Origin of the sequence: Bradyrhizobium ganzhouense (assembly GCF_049949285.1) — a bacterium.
In the GTDB taxonomy this organism is placed as follows: domain Bacteria; phylum Pseudomonadota; class Alphaproteobacteria; order Rhizobiales; family Xanthobacteraceae; genus Bradyrhizobium; species Bradyrhizobium ganzhouense.
The window spans coordinates 1,827,626-1,848,610 of record NZ_CP181318.1; the positions used below are offsets into that span (position 1 = coordinate 1,827,626).

The 20,985-nt window shown below is 57.3% G+C and carries 13 protein-coding genes and 3 pseudogenes; 9 read left to right on the forward strand and 7 right to left on the reverse strand.

What is annotated here, in order from left to right; genetic code table 11:
- The first annotated feature begins 115 nt into the window (after positions 1–115).
- From ACLFLU_RS08505 to ACLFLU_RS08520, 4 genes and pseudogenes are all read left to right on the forward strand, one after another.
- Positions 116–2,602 carry a GcvT family protein gene (locus ACLFLU_RS08505; RefSeq protein WP_426411787.1) on the forward strand — a complete coding sequence of 829 codons (2,487 nt, stop codon included), beginning with the start codon at positions 116–118 and terminating at the stop codon, positions 2,600–2,602.
- Positions 2,603–2,689: 87 nt separating this feature from the next.
- Complete coding sequence (gene purU / locus ACLFLU_RS08510) at positions 2,690–3,544, forward strand: formyltetrahydrofolate deformylase (RefSeq protein WP_426413944.1); 855 nt, start codon at positions 2,690–2,692, stop codon at positions 3,542–3,544.
- 25 nt (positions 3,545–3,569) lie between these two features.
- A complete protein-coding gene (gene folD, locus ACLFLU_RS08515; protein ID WP_426411788.1) occupies positions 3,570–4,460 on the forward strand; it encodes a bifunctional methylenetetrahydrofolate dehydrogenase/methenyltetrahydrofolate cyclohydrolase FolD in 891 nt (296 codons plus the stop codon).
- 77 nt (positions 4,461–4,537) lie between these two features.
- Positions 4,538–5,411: pseudogene (locus ACLFLU_RS08520) on the forward strand (DDE-type integrase/transposase/recombinase).
- A 280-nt stretch (positions 5,412–5,691) separates the two neighbouring features.
- Here ACLFLU_RS08520 and ACLFLU_RS08525 read toward each other — a convergent pair.
- Both ACLFLU_RS08525 and ACLFLU_RS08530 read right to left on the reverse strand, forming a co-directional pair.
- Entirely contained in the window at positions 5,692–6,000 is a 309-nt protein-coding gene (locus ACLFLU_RS08525) for a hypothetical protein (RefSeq protein ID WP_426411789.1), read from the reverse strand.
- Positions 6,001–6,621: 621 nt separating this feature from the next.
- Positions 6,622–6,825: a hypothetical protein gene (locus ACLFLU_RS08530; protein ID WP_426411790.1), complete on the reverse strand. Its 204-nt coding sequence runs from the start codon at positions 6,823–6,825 to the stop codon at positions 6,622–6,624.
- 58 nt (positions 6,826–6,883) lie between these two features.
- Here ACLFLU_RS08530 and ACLFLU_RS08535 point away from each other — a divergent pair, with 58 nt between their 5' ends.
- Positions 6,884–7,909, forward strand: coding sequence for a D-2-hydroxyacid dehydrogenase (locus ACLFLU_RS08535; RefSeq protein ID WP_426411791.1), 1,026 nt, complete (start codon positions 6,884–6,886; stop codon positions 7,907–7,909).
- Positions 7,910–9,375: 1,466 nt separating this feature from the next.
- On the opposite strand, the pseudogene ACLFLU_RS08540 reads toward ACLFLU_RS08535, so the two are convergent.
- From ACLFLU_RS08540 to ACLFLU_RS08550, 3 genes and pseudogenes are all read right to left on the reverse strand, one after another.
- Positions 9,376–10,536 (reverse strand): annotated as a pseudogene (locus tag ACLFLU_RS08540) (IS3 family transposase).
- A gap of 187 nt (positions 10,537–10,723) precedes the next feature.
- Positions 10,724–11,734 carry a cysteine synthase family protein gene (locus tag ACLFLU_RS08545; protein ID WP_426411792.1) on the reverse strand — a complete coding sequence of 337 codons (1,011 nt, stop codon included), beginning with the start codon at positions 11,732–11,734 and terminating at the stop codon, positions 10,724–10,726.
- Between the two features lie 408 nt (positions 11,735–12,142).
- The gene (locus ACLFLU_RS08550) at positions 12,143–12,634 is read right to left on the reverse strand and encodes a GNAT family N-acetyltransferase (RefSeq protein WP_426411793.1); all 492 of its coding nucleotides are present in this window, start codon (positions 12,632–12,634) and stop codon (positions 12,143–12,145) included.
- 1,946 nt (positions 12,635–14,580) lie between these two features.
- Here ACLFLU_RS08550 and ACLFLU_RS08555 point away from each other — a divergent pair.
- Positions 14,581–15,789: an acetyl-CoA C-acetyltransferase gene (locus ACLFLU_RS08555; protein ID WP_426411794.1), complete on the forward strand. Its 1,209-nt coding sequence runs from the start codon at positions 14,581–14,583 to the stop codon at positions 15,787–15,789.
- 161 nt (positions 15,790–15,950) lie between these two features.
- The gene (locus ACLFLU_RS08560; protein ID WP_426411795.1) at positions 15,951–18,143 is read left to right on the forward strand and encodes a 3-hydroxyacyl-CoA dehydrogenase NAD-binding domain-containing protein; all 2,193 of its coding nucleotides are present in this window, start codon (positions 15,951–15,953) and stop codon (positions 18,141–18,143) included.
- 528 nt (positions 18,144–18,671) lie between these two features.
- On the opposite strand, the gene ACLFLU_RS08565 is transcribed toward ACLFLU_RS08560, so the two are convergent.
- On the reverse strand, positions 18,672–19,085 hold the full coding sequence (locus tag ACLFLU_RS08565; protein ID WP_426411796.1) for a ParB N-terminal domain-containing protein: 414 nt from the start codon (positions 19,083–19,085) through the stop codon (positions 18,672–18,674).
- A gap of 648 nt (positions 19,086–19,733) precedes the next feature.
- Positions 19,734–20,120: pseudogene (locus ACLFLU_RS08570) on the reverse strand (CopG family transcriptional regulator).
- Positions 20,121–20,166: 46 nt separating this feature from the next.
- Here ACLFLU_RS08570 and tnpA point away from each other — a divergent pair.
- Positions 20,167–20,589 carry an IS66-like element accessory protein TnpA gene (tnpA, locus tag ACLFLU_RS08575; RefSeq protein WP_426411797.1) on the forward strand — a complete coding sequence of 141 codons (423 nt, stop codon included), beginning with the start codon at positions 20,167–20,169 and terminating at the stop codon, positions 20,587–20,589.
- On the forward strand, positions 20,583–20,936 hold the full coding sequence (gene tnpB, locus ACLFLU_RS08580) for an IS66 family insertion sequence element accessory protein TnpB (protein WP_426411798.1): 354 nt from the start codon (positions 20,583–20,585) through the stop codon (positions 20,934–20,936). The genes tnpA and tnpB overlap by 7 nt, the downstream gene beginning before the upstream one ends.
- Positions 20,937–20,985: the final 49 nt, after the last annotated feature.

A 20,985-nucleotide genomic window follows, 5' to 3' on the forward strand; every position in this document is an offset into this window, starting at 1 on the left:
CCCCGATTCTTTATATGAGACAACTTGAGAAAAAAATACCTATAAGTATGAAATTACTATTCACAATTGTGAAAAAATGATATAAAAGTTCACAACTGGTCGTTGGAGCTCAGATATGACGGATCTTCCAAAGTTGGCTCAAGTCGTCATTGTTGGTGGCGGTATCATGGGTTGCAGCCTGGCCTACCATCTGACTCTTCGCGGTTGGACCGATGTCGTTCTGCTTGAGCGTAAGCAACTCACCTCCGGGACGACATGGCATGCCGCTGGTTTGGTTGGTCAGCTCGGGGCAACCCACAATCTGACGCGGTTGGCCCAATATACAACGGAGCTCTACGGGCAACTCGAACGAGAGTTGGGTCAAAACACTGGCTACCGGCAGATCGGGTCATTGGCAATTGCGACTCATCAGGAGCGCTTCGAGGAGCTGAAGCGCGGAGCGTCAATGGCTCGTTGTTTTGGCCTGGAAGTAAACGTCCTCACCGCGAAGGAGGCGGGCGATCTTTGGCCATTGATGTCAACCGAAGATCTTGTGGGTGCGGTCCATCTTCCCAAAGATGGCCAGACCAATCCAGTGGACACGACACACGCACTGGCGAGGGGGGCCAAGATTCGAGGGGCGAAGATATTTGAGGGCACGGCTGTAACCGAGATCATGATCAAAAATGGCAGCGCGGTCGGTGTTCGCACCAAGGACGGCGAAATCGCCGCCGAGTTTGTGGTCAATTGCGCGGGCATGTGGGCGCGGGACCTCGGCGCAAGCGTTGGGACGACGGTGCCGCTTCACGCGGCCGAACACTTCTATATCGTCACGGAGCCGTTGCCCGACATAAAAAGGCATCTTCCCGTGCTGCGGGACGCCGATGCCTGCACGTACTTCAAGGAGGATGCCGGCAAGTTGCTGGTCGGCTGGTTCGAGCCGGTTGCAAAGCCTTGGGGAATGGAGGGGATACCCGAGAGTTTCGAATTCGATACCCTGCCGGACGATTTCGAGCACATCGAGCCGCTACTTGAGGGGGCGATCCGTCGCGTTCCGATGCTGGCGAAGACAGGAATCCAGCTGTTCTTCAACGGACCGGAGAGTTTCACCCCGGATGATCGTTATATGCTGGGCGAGACGCCAGAGGTCCGAAATCTATTCGTGGCGGCAGGCTTTAATTCCATTGGTATACGTTCGGCGGGTGGAGCAGGCAAGGTGCTTGCCGATTGGATCGTCGATGGTCACCCCCCGATGGACCTGTGGGACGTCGATATACGACGCGTGATGCCGTTCCAATCGAACCGGCGCTATCTCCGGGATCGAACGGTCGAGTCGCTTGGGTTGCTGTACGCGATGCACTGGCCGTTCCGGCAGGCGGAGACGGCGAGAGGTGTCCGACGTTCGGCGCTCCATGATCGCTTGCTCTCGCGGGGGGCCTGTTTCGGTGAGGTCGCGGGCTTCGAACGACCCAATTGGTATGCGCCAAATGGGTGCGAGGGCAAGTATGAATATAGTTTCGGGCGGCAGAACTGGTTTGACTATTCCGCGGAGGAGCATCTCGCGGTCCGCGAGAGCGTCGGGCTGTTCGACCAATCATCCTTCGCCAAATTCGTGTTCGAGGGGGAGGACGCCGAGCACATCCTAAATCGGGTCTGTGCCAATAATGTCTCCGTTCCGGTCGGGCGCATCGTCTATACTCAGTGGCTCAATGATCGTGGTGGCATCGAGGCGGATCTGACGATCACCCGCGAAAGCGAAAAGCGCTTCCTCATTGTAACTGCGGTCGCCACCCAAGTCAGGGACTTCGCCTGGTTGAGGCGCAACATTCCGGAAGGTGCACGGGCGCTGGCCGTCGACGTCAGTTCGGCTTACTCGGTCCTCGGCGTGATGGGTCCGAAGTCCAGGAGTTTGTTGAGCAAGCTGACGGATGCCGACCTGTCGAACGGTGCGTTTCCATTTGCGACCTCCAAGGTCATCGATCTTGGTTATGCCAAGGTGCGGGCAAGCCGCATCACCTATGTCGGCGAACTGGGGTGGGAATTGTACGTTCCGACGGAGTTCGTCCAGGGCGTATTCGACGTTCTCGTCGAAGAGGGGGCTTCATTCGACATGCGCCTTGCCGGCTACCATGCGATGAATTCATTGCGAATGGAGAAAGGCTACCGGCACTGGGGCCACGACATCACCGACGAAGATACCCCGCTGGAGGCCGGGCTCGGCTTCGCGGTCGCTTGGTCGAAGCCGCAAGCGTTCATCGGGCGCGATGCCCTGCTGCGTCAAAAGGAAGTGGGACCCAAACGCAAGATGGTCCACGTAGCGCTCGAGGATCCTGCGCTGCTGCTGTACCACAATGAACCGATTTGGCACGGCGGTCGGCTCGTAGGGCGCGTCACGTCCGGCATGTACGGTCACAGCATCGGAGCCTCTCTTGGTCTGGGCTATGTCGAGAACCCCGACGGCGGAGGAGTGGATGCGGCCTATTTGCAGAGCGGCAGGTTGGAGGTCGAGGTCGCCGGCGTGCGTGTGCCCGCCCGTGCTTCGCTACGCGCGTTCTATGATCCCGCCAACAATCGGGTGAAGAACATCGAAGGTGCCGTGGCCGTGTCCGCGGCGGCGTCCTGATCGGTAGGTGTCATGTCTGGAATCAGCATCGTATCGGCCCGCCCCCACGCACAGAGTTCGCCTCTCTCTGGATCGTCCAAGGAGCGAATCAATTGTGCCAACTTCGTCCTGACGTTTTCCTGCCCGGATCGGATCGGCATTGTTCACGCTGTCTCTGGCTTCCTCGCCACCCACGGATGCAATATCCGAGACAGCGCTCAATTCTCCGATCGCGGTGCCGGCAAACTGTTCATGCGCATTTCGTTCGACGCGCTGAATAACATTGCAATCTCACGGTTGCGGTCGGAGTTTTCCGACGTTGGAAAGTTGTTTGACATGACGTGGCAACTGCATGATTTCGGATCGAAGCCTCGGCTCATGATTATGGTCTCGGGGGCGGGGCATTGCCTAAACGACCTTCTGTTTAAATATTCCACTGGAATGCTAGAGGTCGAGATTCCCTTGATAGTTTCGAATCATAAGGCGTTTTGCCGCCTCGCTGCGTCCTACGACATTCCTTTCCATCATCTGCCGATCACCGCCGAGACAAAGCTGTCGCAAGAGGCAAAACTGATGGAGCTGGTCGAGCAGGAACGCATCGATTTGATTGTCTTGGCCCGATACATGCAGGTCTTGTCGGATGGGCTCTGCCAGAGGATGTCCGGCCGGGTCATCAATATCCATCATTCGTTCTTGCCAAGCTTCAAGGGAGCGCGGCCGTATCATCAGGCCCAGGCAAGGGGCGTCAAGTTGATCGGCGCGACGGCCCACTATGTCACGGCAGATCTGGATGAGGGGCCGATCATCGAGCAAGACGTCTTACGCGTTGATCACTCCCTCACGCCCGAGGAACTCTCGGCGGTCGGACGAGATGTGGAGGCCGCAGTATTGACACGAGCCGTCAAGTTTCACGCGGAAAACAGGATCCTATTGAACGGCGATCGCACGGTGGTCTTTCGATGAGTATCATGATGCGGGCAAACGGGACATGAGCGCAGTGGTGATCGATGGCGTTGCCGCCGCGAGGCAGCTTCACACCGAGTTGCGCGGTGTGGTCCAAACTCTCGTGGAGCGGGGGGCGACCCCTGGTCTTGCCGTTGTGCTGGTTGGCGATGATCCTGCAAGCTCGGTTTACGTTCGCAACAAGGTGCGTAGGTCGTTCGAAGCGGGATTACGCTCGTTCCATCACGAGTTGCCCGCCTCGACCAGCGAAAGTGATCTTCTCGCGTTGATCAAGCGCCTGAACGTCGCCGAAGACGTTGACGGCATTCTCGTCCAACTACCACTACCCTCTCACATTGATGCCCAGAAAGTGACTGCCGCCATCGATCCGGCGAAGGACGTCGACGGTTTCCATCCCATTAATGTGGGCAACCTGTCGCTCGGCGCGCCCACTTTGGTCGCCTGCACGCCACTCGGCTGTATGCTTTTGATCAAGGACGTCCGTAAGAATCTTGCCGGGCTTTCTGCGGTCATCGTTGGCCGTTCAAACATAGTCAGCAAGCCGCTGGCACAACTCCTGTTACGGGAAAACTGCACGGTTACCATAGCGCACTCCAAGACCGAGGATCTGCCTTCGGTCTGTTGTCGTGCGGACATTTTGGTTGCCGCGGTTGGGCGGGCGGGGCTCATTCGTGGCGAATGGATTAAGCCTGGTGCAATTGTCATCGACGTCGGCATCAATCGCATCGAACGCGACGGCAAGCAGCAGTTGGTTGGCGATGTGGATTTCGAGAGCGCGCGCAGCGTCGCGGGCGTGCTGACACCAGTGCCGGGCGGAGTGGGGCCGATGACAATCGCGTGCCTGCTCAGGAATACGATCGAGGCCGCCTGCCGCCGCCGCGGTATTTCTTTGCCGCTTGCGACTGGTACGGACTAATCGCACGATTCGAAGGAAGCGCTGTGGGACAAATTCTACACGGCTGCGCCACCACGACGGAGGCGGTCCGTTGAGCAATACAAAACAGTCAAGAGAGCTGAAGAGCGCTGGCTAAGCGCTGCGTGATCAATCCCAAGACCATCGCCAAGTGGAAAAGGCGCGGCTCCGTCAGTGATCTGAAGACTGGACCCAAGGAGCCTAAGTCCACCTTTATAGGACGAAGCCATCATCGTCGCTTTTCGCAAACATACGCTGTTGCCGCTCGACGACCGTCTCTACGCTCTTCAGGCCATGATCCCGCATCTGACCCGCTCATCGCCTCATCGATGTCTTCAGCGCCACAGCATATCGCGGCTGCCGGACGTAAAAGTTGGCAAAAAGGCATCAAACGCAAGTTCACTATCCAATCGGCTACTTTCACATCGACTGAGGTCCACACCGCCGAAGGCCGGCTCTATCTCCTGGCCGCTATCGATCCCACCTCGAAGTGCGCCTGCACAGAGTTGCACGAGAAAGCCACACTAAGCCCGTCGCCGCCGACTTCTTGCAGAATCTCATCAAGGCCTTGCCTTATAAGGTTCACACCGTCCTCACGGACAATGGCACTCACTTCACCGATCCAGCCGGCGGCAGTTGGACCGCGGCTGAAATCAAGCAGAAGATCGAGCGGAAGGAGCCCTTCTGGGCGCATGCTTTTGTCGTGGCCTGCGCCCGCAACGATATCGAACATCGCCTCACCAAGCCCAAACATCCCTGGGCCAAGCGTTTCCACTACGAGACTCACGTCGATCTCCGCAGCCACCTCTCAGACTTCGTCAACGCCTACAAATTCGCCAAGCGACTCAAAACTCTCAAAACCTTCACACCGTTCGAGTTCATCTGCAGGGCCTGGACAAATGAGCCAGAACTAACCTCAATCCGCTCCAGAAAATGCCGGGACTAAACATCTAAAGTGGCCGCCAACGAGGAGCCGCAGTCTATGAATCTCAATTGCTTACTGTGGAACGAAGTCCACGATGGCCTGAAAGCCAGCAGCAATGTCGGGCGGTCAGCAAGCGAAGACGCGCCACCAGGTTTTGTCCCGGCCTCTTCGCTCGCGATTTTGGATGGATGCGCTTCACCTCGGCGATCGGTTCGCAGGTAAGAAACGCGAAGATGTCAGCGGTAATTTCGCCTTGCTTCCACCGGGCTCGCGCTACCGTGTTGTTAATGGTGCGATTGGAGGCACACGTCAGCTATGCGCCAGATCATCCTCTGCAGTTTGCACAATGCCGGTACTGACCTGAAGTCGAAAGCCCTCGCCTTTAACCCTGGCGACCGGATCGTCGACGGGGCGACCTGTTCGGTGAGCCGCGACGGAGCCGAGCACTATCACTTCGCGATTGTGGGCGATGCGGGGCGAGGCCAAACCCGTGCCGCTTCGCACTGCCGTGCGGCGCAAGCTGTTCGGGAAGCTGAAGCTCCGCGTCAACGGAGCCAAGAGCAAGGTGGCGGGGGCCACGGCATCCAAGTTCTTCGGCTTCTCATTCTGGCTAGCCAAGGGGCATGGTCCGACCGCGCACGGTACCACAGGCCATGGAAAGCATGAAGGAGCGCGTGCGCGAGCTGACCCGGCGCAGCGCCGGCCGAAGCCTTGCGCTGTGCACACCGCTCGGAACGTATGTCAAGGCTTGAAAAGCTTACTTCTGGCTCGCGGACGCGCCCCGGGCGTCCGCCGATAACGGCCGCTGGTCCGTCAGCTCTCCGGGCCGTACAACTCAAGCACTGGAAACGAGGCGAGGTCATCTACCGCGCTGTTGGCTCGCGGCGTGCCATCCCAAGTTGCCAGACTGGTTGCCGCCAACAGCCGGCGCTGGTGCCACAACTCGGCGATGGCGCTCAACAGGGCGTTGCCGAACGATCCTTCAAACGGCTGGGAGTTAGCCGGCTAACCTCAACCCATCGAAGCGCCCGGTGCGGACCCACATGCCGAGTGGGGTGGCAGGGGACGCGGACGACCTCCGCGCGCCGATGCTGATTGATATATCAATTCGACGAATCGGTTGTGACGGGACGAGATGTTGTGAAGGAAGTCATTGGAGATGAGCGATCATCGATGATGTTTTGCTCAGCTGCACGATGTTCCGCTTTGACCCAGCATAAGGGAAATATTTCACGGTGCCTAATACTGCTGATAATCAGGCGGCAAGGCCGAATCGTAAGCAAATTCGGTGCGATCAATGCAAAGGCGCAGAATTTCGGACAGCGGCGGCGCCACATCAAAGAATTTCAAATTTGCTTTTCGATAGATTTGCGCAGGATGGTGTGGAACGGCATTTGCTGACGCCAATCCCAGGCGCTTCGCCGAGTTCATGAAGGCGCGCATACCTTCGTTCCTTTGAAGCGGTGTGTGCAGCTTCGCTCTGATTCAGCAGGAGGGTGTCTTGTTAGAACAGGAACTGGTGTCGAGGCACCACCCAACGCACAACCATGAAGGTAACAGTAACATGTCGATTGAAAGCCCACCCTTCACCATTGTCATAAACCTCCCTAACGCCGAAGCTTTTGCGCGAGTGTTGGGTGAGCGTTTTCCGCAAGTCCGAGTCATTGTGGCGCCGGATTCTGAGCGGCTAGAGCGATACATAGGTGAGGCGCACGCGTTGCTTGCTTTTCATTTCCCAGTTGAATTGTTCGACAGGGCAACGAAACTGCGTTGGTTCCAATCCCTTAGCGCGGGTGTTGATTCCATGTTGCCGATCCGTGACACGGCAGATGATATAATCGTGAGCAATGTTCGTGGAATGCATGGCGGCTTAATCGCGGATTACGTGATGGGCGGCGTGACGATACTGAATTGGGATTTCCGCAAACTTCTGAGCGACCAGGCAGAGCGCAAATGGAACTTTCGATCCGTAACGCCATTGGCCGACAAAACGCTTGGCGTTGTCGGTTTGGGTTCGATTGGGGCGACTATCGCTCGGCGCGCGAAGAGCGCGGGGATGACTGTTTTGGGTGCGAAGCGGGATATTTCGGTCCCGGTCGAAGGTATAGACCGGTTGTTCCGCTCCGATGAGCTGAAGGATTTACTGCCGCTCTGCGACTTCGTGGTTCTGGCCGTGCCGGCTACGCCGGAGACAATCGGTCTTATCGGAGCCGATGAGATCGCATGCATGCGACGTAATGCATTCTTGATCAACATTGCCCGGGGCAGCGTGGTCGTGGAGTCCGAATTGATTGGCGCCCTGCAGGCGGGCACACTAGCGGGTGCGATGCTCGACGTGTTCGAGCGCGAGCCGCTGCCGCAGGACAGCCCGCTGTGGGGCATGGCGAACGTGATTGTAACGCCCCATATTTCGGGAATCGTCACTGACTACGTGGAGCGAGCATTTGAAATTGTTGCAGGGAACATCGAACGCTACCTGAAGGGACTGCCGCTGAAGAATTTGATTGATCTGCGACGCGGCTATTGAGCGTTTGACGTGAGCACCGCGAATATGCGCGACTTGCTTTCGCAAGGTGCCAAGCTTTGTTGGCTCAGCGAGCTAGCACATTGCCGGCTTTCTGGTGGGTGAAACGGGAGCGTCTGAACGGCAGTCTGATAGTTGAGTAGTCATAGTCACAGTTGAGACATCACGCGAACGCCAAGCCCGCTCTCGACGATTGCACTGCCCAGCAAGACCACACGTAAAATCAGGAGCCCACATTGTAAGGGACACACCGCGCGATATCCCTGACATGATCTTGACCATACCCTGTCCTCTGAAGTCTCTGCACACCCAAATGTCGCCGTGGTAGACCACCCTACCAATAATTTTCCGGGCGGTTGGGGCTCTGCAAATACACTGATCCTGCGGATGCGCATGCTTGGTCGGGTCAGCGTAGAAGAATTTCAGGGATTGAAGATGTTCCGCAAGAGTGCTGTTCGAGAGGTCATACAATCGAGCCGCCTGTACAAGAACGATCTCGCTATTCTTGTCGACGCCTACGATCCAATACCCCTCGCCTGGCTCAATGGGTGAGCGATCTGGCCGGAAAATCGGGTATGTCCTCCCTTTTGTCGGAATCGCTTCAGTCATCGACACATACTGATGAAAATCGTATCCCATCGAAATCTTGACGCCTTTCCGAATGGCGGCGTCGTCATATACGTGGAGAAAGCGCGAGACTTGTAACGGATTGGCTATGCCTTTCATGGCTGGATCCTGTCTACTGTCGCGACGAGCGCGTCATGGCGTTTCAAGCGATTTAGTAGTACGTAGTGCGCCGCCAATTCGTCTTGAGAGACTACCTACTTTGGTGGGATTTATTGCAATATAAAGCGGCACCAATTCGCCTGGCGTTTAACGTGGCAGAACGTGCTCGATGAGGTGGCATCGAGCGGCGGTACAGTTTATCAGCCTGTGTCAGCTGACGAACCAGCACCATCACATTCCGTTTGAATGACTAGACGCCTGTAGTAGGCTCAAGAAGGCTGCTCCATTGAGCGCTGAGCATTGGAGGGCGCTGGTTCGCGCTGTGGTGAGACCTGGGCTGCCATAATCATCCCTCCGTCTCGGGAGACTAGCGGACGCCATCCCTCCCACCCTTACATCGAGGGATCCAGGCTGTGCCATCTAGAAAAACAGCACACAAGTCATATCCCGCTGCTGGTCTCCAAGCGCTGAGGCACGCCTGTCTGAGTGCTTGGCTCGCATTGGCTTTCACATCGGGGGGGCGCCTCGGCGCCGATGGCCGCGAGTTCGCGCAAGAAGCCAGAGAGATGACTTTCAGGCTCACCAATGAACTCGCGCCAAATCAAAGGCCCCCGGCCGGCATGCCGGAGGCCTTCTTGGAGGTTAACCTAGATCGATAAAGCCAATTCTCAGTGGCTGTCAAACTTGCTCGGCACTGACCTGCCACTGAATTTTCATCCAGCGGTAGTTAGAGTCTCGGAGTTTTATACGCCAAGTGGCGCGGGTGGAGCAACGGACGATCGGCGGAGCTGGTCGGGGTTGCGCAGCCGATCGTCCGTTGCGGTGAGGTGCGGCGTAGGCCGCGGGGGTCAGGTACTTCAGCGACGAGTGGGGACGCTTGAGATTGTAGTCGGCGATCCAATTGGCGATCTTAGCGCGGGCGTCATCGAAAGCGAAGAACAGGGTCTCGTTGAGCGGCTGATCGCGCATCCGGCTATTGAAACTCTCGACCAAGCCGTGCTGCGTCGGCTTTCCCGGCGCGATGAAGTGCCAATCGATGGCTGCGTCCTTGCACCAAGCGAGCATAGCATTGCAGGTGAACTCGGTGCCATGGTCTGACACGATCATTCCTGGCTTGCCGCGTCGCTCGACGATTGCCGTCAGTTCGCGGGCCACGCGCCGCCCCGATATCGACGTGTCCGGAATGGCGCCCAGGCATTCCTTGGTGACGTCGTCGACGATGTTGAGGATGCGGAAGCGTCGGCCATTGGCGAACTGGCCGTGGACAAAGTCCAGCGACCAGCGCGCGTTCGGCCTCGCCTCGACCAGGATCGGGGCACGGGTCCCCACGGCCTTGCGGCGTGCCCGCCGCTTGCGGACGGTGAGCCCTTCCTCGCGATAAAGCCGGTAGATCCGGTTGATTCCCGATGGCTCGCCCTCCCGCCGCGGCAGGACGAACAAACGGCGATAGCCGAAACGCCGCCGCTCGCTGGCGAGATCGCGCAATCGTTCACGCAGAACTGCGTCCGGCGGGCGGCTGGAGCGATAGCGGATCAACTTCCGATCCGCCTCCACGATCGAGCAGGCCCGCCGTTCCGACAGGCTCATGACGGCCTGCAGATGCGCGACCGCATCGCGCTTGGCGGCGGGCCCTGCCATTTTTTTGAAGGAGCTCGCGAAGTGCGGCCGCATCGAGCATCTGCTCGGCCAGAAGCTTCTTCAGCTTCCCGTTCTCCTCCTCCAGGGCCCTCAACCGCTTCGCGTCGGAAACGTCCATGTCGCCGAATTTGGCCTTCGAATTGTAGATCGTCGCCTCGGAGATCCCGTGCTTGCGAGCCAGATCGGCCGTCTCCGCCCCGGCCTCATGCTCCTTCAGCCCGCAATAATTTGCTCTTCCGCTCTTCCGTGAACCTTGCTCGCTTCATCTGTCCGTCCTTCTTTGGGCCGAACTCTAACTCCTTCGGGAGGAAATGCGCAGTGGCCGGTCAACCTCTTCCAGGATGTTTACGCTGGGCCGGGAAGATTCGGACGGCCCGCATGTCAAAAGGTGGCAACATGTTCTGCTTCGAGAATTGCACAAGTGAAGTGAGGCGGGCGGCGCGACCGTCAACCTCAGGCTGCACTCACCTTTCCGAAGAGCCACTTGTCCAACTGGGCGGCGATCGTTGGATCGAGCAAGCTGCGCTTAGCCATCCAGTCCTCGTCGAAAATCGTGCTCAGATATTTTTCGCCCCCATCGGCGACCACTGTCACAACCGTACCAGTGAGCTTGCCTGCGGCGATGAATTCCAGGGCTTTGTAGATAGCTCCGCCGGAAGACCCACCGACTAAAAGTCCTTTGCGCCGAGCGATGTAACGCGCGGTCTCGAAAGCTTGAGTATCGGTCACCTGTACGCCCTGATCGATGCATTCATAGTCCAGGACTTTGCCGACCGCATCACCAGCGGGCATGCCAGTGCCCGACTGGTAATAGGGATGCGCGGGTTTTCCGAAAATGATTGATCCAGCCGGCTCCACGGCGATCGTGCGCATCGTCGTCTTGTGGCGCTTGAGCCGTTGCGCAATTCCGGTCATGGACCCGCCGGTCCCAACGCATCCGACAAACGCGTCGATGCCGTCGGGAAGTTGAGAGATCAGTTCTTCGACGAGAGCGGAATAGCCTTCCGGATTTGCGGGATTGTCAGATTGGTTCATGAATAGTGCGCCGCTAAGATCTGCGGCGAGCTGCGCCGCTAGGCGCTGCCTCTCGACAACGGCGACTTCGTTTTCCGCAAACTCGCCTTCAACATAGCGAATCTCAGCGCCGAGGGCCTGCATCATCCGGACTTTGTCGGGTGCCGCATGGTGATCGACCACGGCGATAAAGCGCAGGCCAAAGTCCAACGCGGAGAGAGCCAAGCCTACACCGGTGTTACCAGAAGAGGATTCAACAATGGTGCCGCCTGGAGCGAGGCGCCCATCCTTCAGTGCAGCCACAACCATGCTTCGCGCCATGCGGTCCTTCATCGAGCCGCCGGGATTGTTTTTTTCCATCTTTAGCATCAAACGAGTGTCCCGGTTGGGAATGTCAATCGACATTACCGGGGTCTGCCCGATCAATTGCGTTATGGTCTTGTGAAGCATAGCATGCCTCTCATCCTGCTTCTGTAACGAGTGGACCACCCTTGTGCTGCTCCACGGCAATGCGGGCGGGCCGAGGCTAGCCGTGGAATTTTTTCGAGGTGCCCCAACTGCCGCCGCGATAGGCTGGTTCTAGTCAGTAGCTTGCTGGGCGCGGATGTGCTTCACCGCATATTCGATCGTACCCTTCACACTCATTGCACGAAGGAGGAGATGCTGAGGATTCCGCGCATGGACGGCATGGAGACGCTGCGGCGCGGGCGAAGATCCGCAATCTGCTGCTGAGAACGTCCTCATCCAAGCAGGCAATAACCGCCAGTCGCGACGGCGACGGCAATGTAGGCTCGCTCAGATTTGGGGGCCCCGAATACCTTGCCACCACGAGGGCCAAAAGGAACACAAGGATCACACCTATCCTCCCAAACCGATCTTATGTTCAAGAATGTTTTGAGTGCCGCTTGGGCCGAAGTGAGTCGCGCCCGTATCCCGAAACCCCGACTTCAGGTAAACAGCTCTAGCTGTCTCATTGCGTACGTTGACGCCAAGCATGAGACTGTTAACACGTGGACGGTTTGTAGAGACCCATCGAGCGGCAAGTTTAATCGCTGCCGTACCGTATCCATTGCCCTGGTATGCTCGGTCCACGCAAAGGCTGTGCAAAGTCATAGCGTTTGGGGGGGCCCATTCAGGCAACGCCGCCCCTTCACGGAGAACAAAAAAGCCTACAACCTCATCGCTGGCGACGATTGAGAAGGGGTGCTCAAGGCAGGGCCATGAACTATTTCGAAGTTCGGTAAATACTAAATCAAGTGAGTCTACAAAGTCTTCTTGCTCGGGCTCGATCTTTAAACGGGCGACCACCGCGCAATCAAAACGAGACAGGCTTTTCAGCGTCGCGCACATACTAGGTCTCCACATCAGCCACCGTTTCAACCTTGGCGAAAGAGAGAAAACGATATCTCGCTCACGACATGAATATCGTTGGTAGCTCCCTGACACGGTAGACTCTCAAAACTCGTGCCAATTGACCAAGACCAATGATTGTCCATTTATAGTTATCAATTTCAACGGCTTACATGAGTGGCGGCAAGACGAGGCGCTGACTGCATATGTCGCGGCCTCGACAATCCTAACAGACGATTGTCTGGCATCGCACGATGCAGTGACCCTCTGCCTCTCTTAGGTGAGAGCTTGTCTGCCCACTCTCCGGTTCAATTCCGACGCGCCACGTTTGCCCGGGCCGCCAAGATTCAGTCCGTCGATAAGCACGTTTACGATGTATCGCGCTGTGAGCCCGGGGGATCGATATTGCGGCTGGTGGACGAAGATATTGTGGACGACGACTGGCTTTTCTGGACCACCCGTGAGGACTTGATCAGGTTGGTTGATGGTCACAACAACAGCGCCCCGGCAGTATCGTCGTGATCTTCGCTGGTGCACAGCCTCGCTGACGACCGTACAGTGCTTTATGAGCACTGTCGCGCGCTCATGCGAGCAACGGCTATTTGGCCTAACAGGGACGAGGTGTATCGTAGGCTCTGTACACGTAAATAAGTGTACACGAGCCTTCGAGTTTCTTTTCGCAAGCGTCCGCGCAAGTCGAGCCTCCGCAGCTCGTGACTTTTGGTGTGCTAAGCGCGGGCGATGCTGAGACAGCCTCGAACTCTCGACAGAGAACGGCAGAACTCAATTTGCCGGATACATGTTAACCTAAGCGTCGCCAAGCCCATGTAGCGCTCGCCCCTCGCCGAAAGCGGGGGCAGTGAATCAAACGTTTGAAAGTCGACTGGTTGAAGTCACGAAAAAATCGAGCCTTGGACAGGAGCAGAGTCAGGCCTATGAGTGCCGCGTCACTGCGTCACTCCCCGATCAGCCCGGCTACATGGAGCTCAATGAACCGGTGGGGTAATGCCCACCATCTCGCGCAATAGCTCCATCTCCAGTCGCCTCGAAAGGCATGCAGATTCACTATTTCATGCATTAGCAGTATTCCTGTCAGCGGCCGCATCTGCCAGCCAAGGACCGATCATAAGGCCGCATTGCCAATGCTCATTCTGATGCAGCTCGAGGCGCTTAGGAGGTGGCGTTTCTCCAGGGAGTTCCATGTCCAAAGAGCCATCCACATTCGTCCGTCGCAAAGCAGACCATACGTTTATCTTTGCTAGAGCGGCCTAAGCTTGCCGAAAAGCAAGGAGGCATACGTCGGTACCGTCTCGTGCGGGTACTTGTACCTAGATCGTTCAGTGCGTTCCACAGCTTGCCCCAAGTCTATTCGCTCTGGCTAATTCGCTGGGTGATCCGTTCTGCCAACATGACGCGCGAATCCCGTTACGACAGGAGGAGCCTTCATACTAACAACGTGTGATCGTTGTTTGGTGTCTAACAGGAACTACACGGCCTCGTTCGAAGCACTGGCTTTGGACTTGCGGCAAGCGTCACCAGAGGCGACATGGGCTTTAGCAGCATTGGCACGACAGTTGCTAGTGAGACGGAGCAACGCTGAGTGAGGCCAGAGCGCAAACACATACAACGGGCGATGCTCTCGATCGTTGTACCGATCGGTAATCCGAGAGAGGTATGCAAGTCCGTGCCGCAAAGAAGAGTTTATCGTCGTCCAGTACGTGCTTATTTCGAAGCGAAACACCTTCTGGCAATCGCGGTGTTCACCGTCACGAACCTCTTCCGTAGTAAATCGGGAGAGCGCATATCGCGCAGAGCTTGTTCCGGAACGCGGATACGAGCCGGCGAGCCATCTGTGGGTGCGCTAGCTCTTGCCATAGGTATACCGACGCCTCCCGGCCGTCATTGAATCCGATGTCGCACGATGATCGTCATTCAGGAGAAGTCTAATGCGCGAGGCATATATCTACGATCACGTTCGTACTCCGCGCGGCCACGGCAAATCAAACGGTGCGTTACATGAGCTGACTGCACTTCAGTTGGCCACCGTGCCGCTCCAGGCGCTTAGGCGACGGAACAATATTCCACAAGATGTGATCGACGATGTCGTCCTCGGTATCGTCGATCCTGTCGGCGAAGCGGGCGGTGACATGGCCCGGCTTGCAGCGTTGAAAGCGGGTCTTGGAGAGACGGTACCCGGCGTCCAGATCAATCGCTTCTGCGCCTCGGGCCTTGATGCGGTGAACTTCGCGGCCTCCCAGATCGTGAGTGGTCAGCATGAGCTCGTGATTGGCGGTGGCGCGGAATCCATGAGTCGGGTCGGCATGGGTGCATCCGGCGGCGCCTCGTCAATAGACCCCTCCATTGCGATACCCACCTATTCCGTGCCTCATGGGCTTGCCGCGGATCTGATTGCGACCAAATATGGCTTTTCGCGCGAGGACGTTGACCGCTATGCGGTGCAGAGCCAGCAGCGGGCGGCGGGAGCGTGGCTCGAGGGTCGCTTCAGCAAATCGATCGAGGCGGTCAAAGATATTAACGGGCTCATCATCTTAGATAAAGACGAACACATTCGCGCGGCTACGACCATGCAGTCGCTGGCGCAGCTACGTCCGTCCCTCGTGGATCTCGCACAGACGAGTGGATTCGATGCGGTCGCCATCCAGTCGCATCCGGAAATCGAACGCATCAATTATGTACATCACGCAGGGAACTCTTCCGGGATCGTCGATGGCGCTGCTGCGGTGCTGCTCGGGAGCAAGAATTTGGGGAAAAAATACGGGCTCAAGGCGCGAGCGAAAATACGGGCTTTTGCCAATATCGGTTCCAAGCCCGGGATTATGCTGACCGGTCCTATCGATGTTACCAGAAAGTTGTTCGAACGCTCGGGTATGAAGAAGTCGGACGTGGATCTCTTCGAGCTTAACGAGGCGTTCGCTTCGGTGGTGCTGCGCTATATCCAAGCGCTCGGCATTGATAACGACAAAATCAATGTCAACGGCGGCGCGATTGCACTTGGCCATCCTCTCGGCGCAACTGGTGCGATGATCTTAGGCACTGTGCTTGACGAACTCGAACGCAGCAACCAAGCGACCGCACTGGTGGCACTCTGCATTGGTGGCGGCATGGGAACGGCCACGATTATCGAACGGGTGTGAGGTAGCATGAATCAACTGGATCACATCGCGTAACTTGAACCAGTGAAGGGCGAAGCAGAACCTATGTTTATCAAAAAACATTTGGGGTTCGGACGCATCGCCAATTCTCTCCAGGAATCGCTGCATGCATGATGGCAGTCGGAGTAGAGGGGACCAAAGATATGGCCTTCAAGAATTTTCAAGTCGTAACTGACGTTGATGGCGTTGCCTTGGTGACTTGGAGCACTCAAGGCCATTCTATGAACGTGCTGGACGAGGTTTCGAGCAATGAGCTTGAAGAAGTCGTCAAGCAAACGACCGCTGATACCACCGTGAAGGGGGTGGTCATCACCTCCGGTAAGGCTACGTTCTCCGCCGGGGCCGAGATCTCGAGGCTGGACGGAATGTACAAGGAATACGTCCGGGTGCTGAAGGAGGAGGGCGAGGTTGCCGCGAATCAAAGGCTGTTTGCCCAGAGCCGGCGACTGTCGCTCGTCTTCCGGTCGATCGAGACTTCAGGCAAGCCGTGGGTCGCTGCCATCAACGGGCGTGCGCTAGGCAGCGGATTCGAGCTGACGCTATGCTGCCATCGTCGCGTGGCGGCCGACAATCCGACGACGCAGCTCGGCTTCCCCGATATCAAGCTTGGCCTGTTCCCTGGTGCAGGCGGCACCCAGCGCGTGCCGCGGATGGTTGCGCCACAGCAGGCGATGCAGATACTGATCAAAGGCGACACGATAGATCTTGCGCACGCCCATGCGCTGAGACTGATCGATGCCATCGTGCCAGCCCGCAATCTGGTTAAGGAGGCGAAGGATTGGATCAAAGGCGGCGGCCAAGGGGTCGCTCGCTGGGATGAGAAGGATTTCAGGCTGCCCGTCGGTCCAGTCTATTCCCACGCCGGCAAAATGGCATTCCACGCGGCCAATGCCATCTACCGGTGCGAAACCTACGACAACTACCCCGCCAAGCGCGCGATCATGAGCTGCGTTTACGAAGGACTACAGCTGCCGATAGAAACGGCGCTACGCGTAGAATCACGGTATTTCGCAAACGTCCTGCGCGCGCAAGTAACGCGCGGGATGATCCGGACTCTATTCCTCTCGATGGCGGAACTACAGCCAGGTCGCCGTCGTCCACAGAACGTGCCTCCAAGGAAGGTGAAGAAGCTCGCTTTGATTGGCGCTGGCTTCATGGGCGCAGGTGTCGGGTACGTCTCGGCGCGCGCCGGCATCGAGGTGGTCCTAATCACGCGGCATCAAGAGAGCGCGGATAAAGCGAAGGCGCACGCTGATTCAATGTTCAACGATCTCATCCAGAAGGGTGGAGCCAGCGAGAACGATCGCGACGAGACGCTCTCGCGGATCATCCCTACCACTGATTACGCGGCAATCATGGATTGCGACCTTGTGATTGAGTCGGTGTTCGAGGATCGTAAAGCCAAGGCCGGGGTGTACGCGAAGGCGCAGCCGTTCCTCAAGAAAGGCGCGATCTTCGCTTCCAACACCTCGACACTGCCGATCAGTACCCTGGCCGAGTCATTCACGGAGCAAGGTATTTTCATTGGTATTCATTTCTTCTCGCCAGTCGAGAAGATGAGGCTGGTTGAAGTCATTCTTGGCACGAATACCGGCAATCTCGCGCTTGCGACGGCGCTCGACTATGTTGATCAGATCAGCAAGATCCCGATCCTCGTCAACGATTCTCGCAGTTTCTTCGCCAATCGCTGCGTGCGGCGCTTTATCTCTGAAGGAATCGAAATGTTCTTAGAGGGCGTGCCGCCAGCAATGGCTGAGAACTGCGCCAAAATGGCGGGCATGCCGGTCGGGCCGCTCTCATTGGTTGATGAGGTCGGGCTGGATCTCCGATTGAAGGTTATGAGAGCGACCGAAGCCGATCTAGGACAGAACGCGGTTGACCCCGCGCAGAAGCAACTGATGGTCGAGCTAGTCGTGAACCAGGGGCGTCTTGGGCGCAAGAACCGCAAAGGCTTTTATGATTACCCCGAGAAGGGGAAGGGCTCAAAGACGCTTTGGCGGGGACTTGCCGACCTGCAGCCAAATCATCTCGATCCCGATCAGATTGACGCCGAGGAGCTTAAACAACGCTTCTTAGTCGTGCAAGCGGTGGAAGCCGCGCGCACAATGGACGAGCGCGTTGTTACCGATCCCCGCGACGCGGATGTGGGCTCAATACTGGGCTTCGGTTTTCCGCCGTTTACCGGTGGCGTGCTGTCCTATATCGATTTGATGGGTACAGCAAACTTCATCAGGCTCTGCCACATGCTCGAAGCCAAATATGGCCCCCGGTTCGCCCCGCCAAAGCTTTTGCGACAAATGGCGGACAAACATGAAAGCTTCTACAAATCTCTCTAACTTCAAGATCGTAAGTGCAGGATGTGAGGACAAGAAGCAATCCTCACCGGAGTTGCTCTTCATCCAGAATTTCGGGGCTGTTTCCGAGACATCATTGATGTCTACGAGAGCCGCCCGTCCGTTTATGCAAGTTTTCGAACAAAGGACGCTTGGCTCCATCTTTGGTTGGACAATGCAATTAGGCTTGAGTCAAAGCTTGACCCTCTTCGACGCGGGGTGAAGGGCCAACATGGGCGGTTCAAGCTTACCCATTTGAGTTCGCCGGACCACCGAGCCTCTCTTGCGCTGCAGAACGCTGTCGCCGCTGAAGCTTTGAATCTCACAATTTATGCACCGGCATCGCCCTGCTACCGTTTGCATCATACAGAGTGCAGGGGACGGCTCCGCAAGTCTGTCGAGACGGAGCGATGATCGTGACAGCCCGGCATCACCATAGCGACGAGCCAGCGCTCTCCTAACACTCAACGCACTGTTGAGCAGCCGAAGGGCTAATCATTTCAAACCGTTTTGAGCCGTCAGCTGATTCAGTTATCGTCGTCTCAACTCTTCGAGGTTCACCGAGCAAGATGGCAGTGGGACATGTAGCCGGTGTCGTGTGGTCTTGTATTTCATCAGATCACCTGAAAGGCCGGCTTTTACAATACGCCCCACATCAACAGGTGCCCCATTGGCCCAATAGGTTACTTCCAAGTTGGGGTCGTCGTAGGAAAGCAGGACGCATGGAACGACGGCCAAACAGAGTCCGATCGCACAGAAGTGGCGATGGTGACCGTCCATGATCACAGAATGGCTGCGTTCAACTAAGATCGGCTCCGTCCAGCTGCCCTCTTCTTTGATTGCCTTTGCCAGCAGCCTAGCTCGTTCAATGTCAATTTCTTCGGTGGGCCTCAGCCGCGTGACTGGCAGATTGATTATGGAGTAGTGCGATCCAGCGTCATCCATTTAAGTAACCGTCTCCCATCTTCGCTACGCCACGGTGCGCTTGGATAAACACAAGCGGTGTGTGAGAAAGCTCTGACGAGAGTATGAGCAGGTATCGTGCCAAAGTAAGCAATTCTGAGGGCACTGATCGCAAGGCCGCTGCGCCTTATATCTAAGCAGCGCTTCGTGACTTTTCGTAATGCATTTTGCGGCGGGGATGCACGTGAGTGCGAACCACGACTGGCGCGTTCGGCCCGGCACAGGTTGTCGGAAATCTTACGCATCGAGTCTCTTTATCGTAATATTGACACGCCTGACCAGCATCGTATCGGATGGCGATGATCTCGTAGAATCGCTCTGTACCGCTCCTTCGAGAAACGCAAGCTCAAGCCATCTAGGTCCTTCCCTGTTGCCGTTTTGCATAGCGAGCCACTGACGTTCTATTTCAGATCTCTGCCGTGAGCCTGTCGATGCAACAATTGCGCCAAGTCAAATATGGAACAGCGAACCTGACCAGGTGCTCGATGGTAGTGTGTTGTGGATCGGGTCGGGCAAACGCTCGAGAACCGACGAGCGAATGGGTCTGAACGCAGCCGGTGCGTCTTCATTCCGATTTATCATCGGACACCACGCGTTGTTGTTAACCTCAGCTTTTGAACGCCGTGCACGTCATCCGGATTTCCCCCGGAGCTTCGGTCCTTGACTGAGCCGCTGCCCGAGCGCCGCGACGAAATTGTCCCACCGCGCCCTGCGCTCTCGCCGTTTTCGCGGCCGGTTCGGGGAGCGGTGGTGTCGTCGTGAGCCAGAATCGAACAAACAAGGCCAATGTCTCGACTGAGATCCCGATGTCGCGCTCCAGCCGCGCGATGCGGCGATCGACTTGATCGAATCGCTTGGCAATCGCCGCCTCCCGCCGCTCGTCGGTGTCCTTGAGAGGAAGGATGCGATGGCGGCCTGGCCGATGAGCGACAGCGATTGCTCACGGCGAGTCGCGTAGGCCGACAGGGCTTCATGGTAAGCGTGGCGTTGAGGCCCTTGAGAATTTTTGTACTCAATCCTGAGAGCACCGCTAGAAGAGTCATCTTCTGCAAGGGTGCTCACAATGGACGACCAGTCGGACGACATAAGACGACCGTTGTCACCGCGTATCGAAGTGTACGCAGGCGAAGGTCGAAAGCGCTGGCCGGACGATTTGAAGGCACAGATTGCCGCGGAAAGCCTTGAGCCGGGGGCGATTGTCACAGATGTCGCGCGTCGCCATGGGTGCCGGCTCCAGCAGGTGCACGACTGGCGGCGCCGGGCGCGTTTGGGCCAGTTGGTACTGCCGGCTTCGGCGGACACGCTGTCGTTCGTGCCGGTGGTATCGGAATCAGCGCTACCGGCGGCCGCAGAGCCCACCGGGTCGCCGGAAGCAGCCGTAGTGACGGTTGAACTCCAGGGGGCACGCGTGGAGGTGCGAGGGACGCCTGGCCTTGCTGTGTTGAGTGATGTGTTCTTGGCGCTTCGACGGACACGTTCATGCTGACGCCGCCCGCGAGCCTCATGATTTACGTGGCGACGCAACCTGTGGACTTCAGAAAAGGTGCGGAGGGCTTGGCGCTGTTGGCGAAGGAGACGCTGGGCCATGACCCGATGAAGGGCGTGGCGGTGGTGTTCCGTGCGAAGCGCGCCGATCGGGTGAATATTGCCGTCTGGGATGGCAGCGGCCTTGTGATGTATTGGAAGCGGCTCGATGGCAGCGGCTTCAAATGGCCTCCCATCGTGGCCGGCGTGATGCGGATGAATGCCGCCCAGCTGTCCGCGCTTCTGGCCGGCATGGATTGGACGCCGATGCACGCGCCTCAAATCCCGCAGCCGAAAGCACTTGCATAGGACATAAAATCTTCGCCGCATCGAGGCGCGAAGCATGGCAGACTCGGGC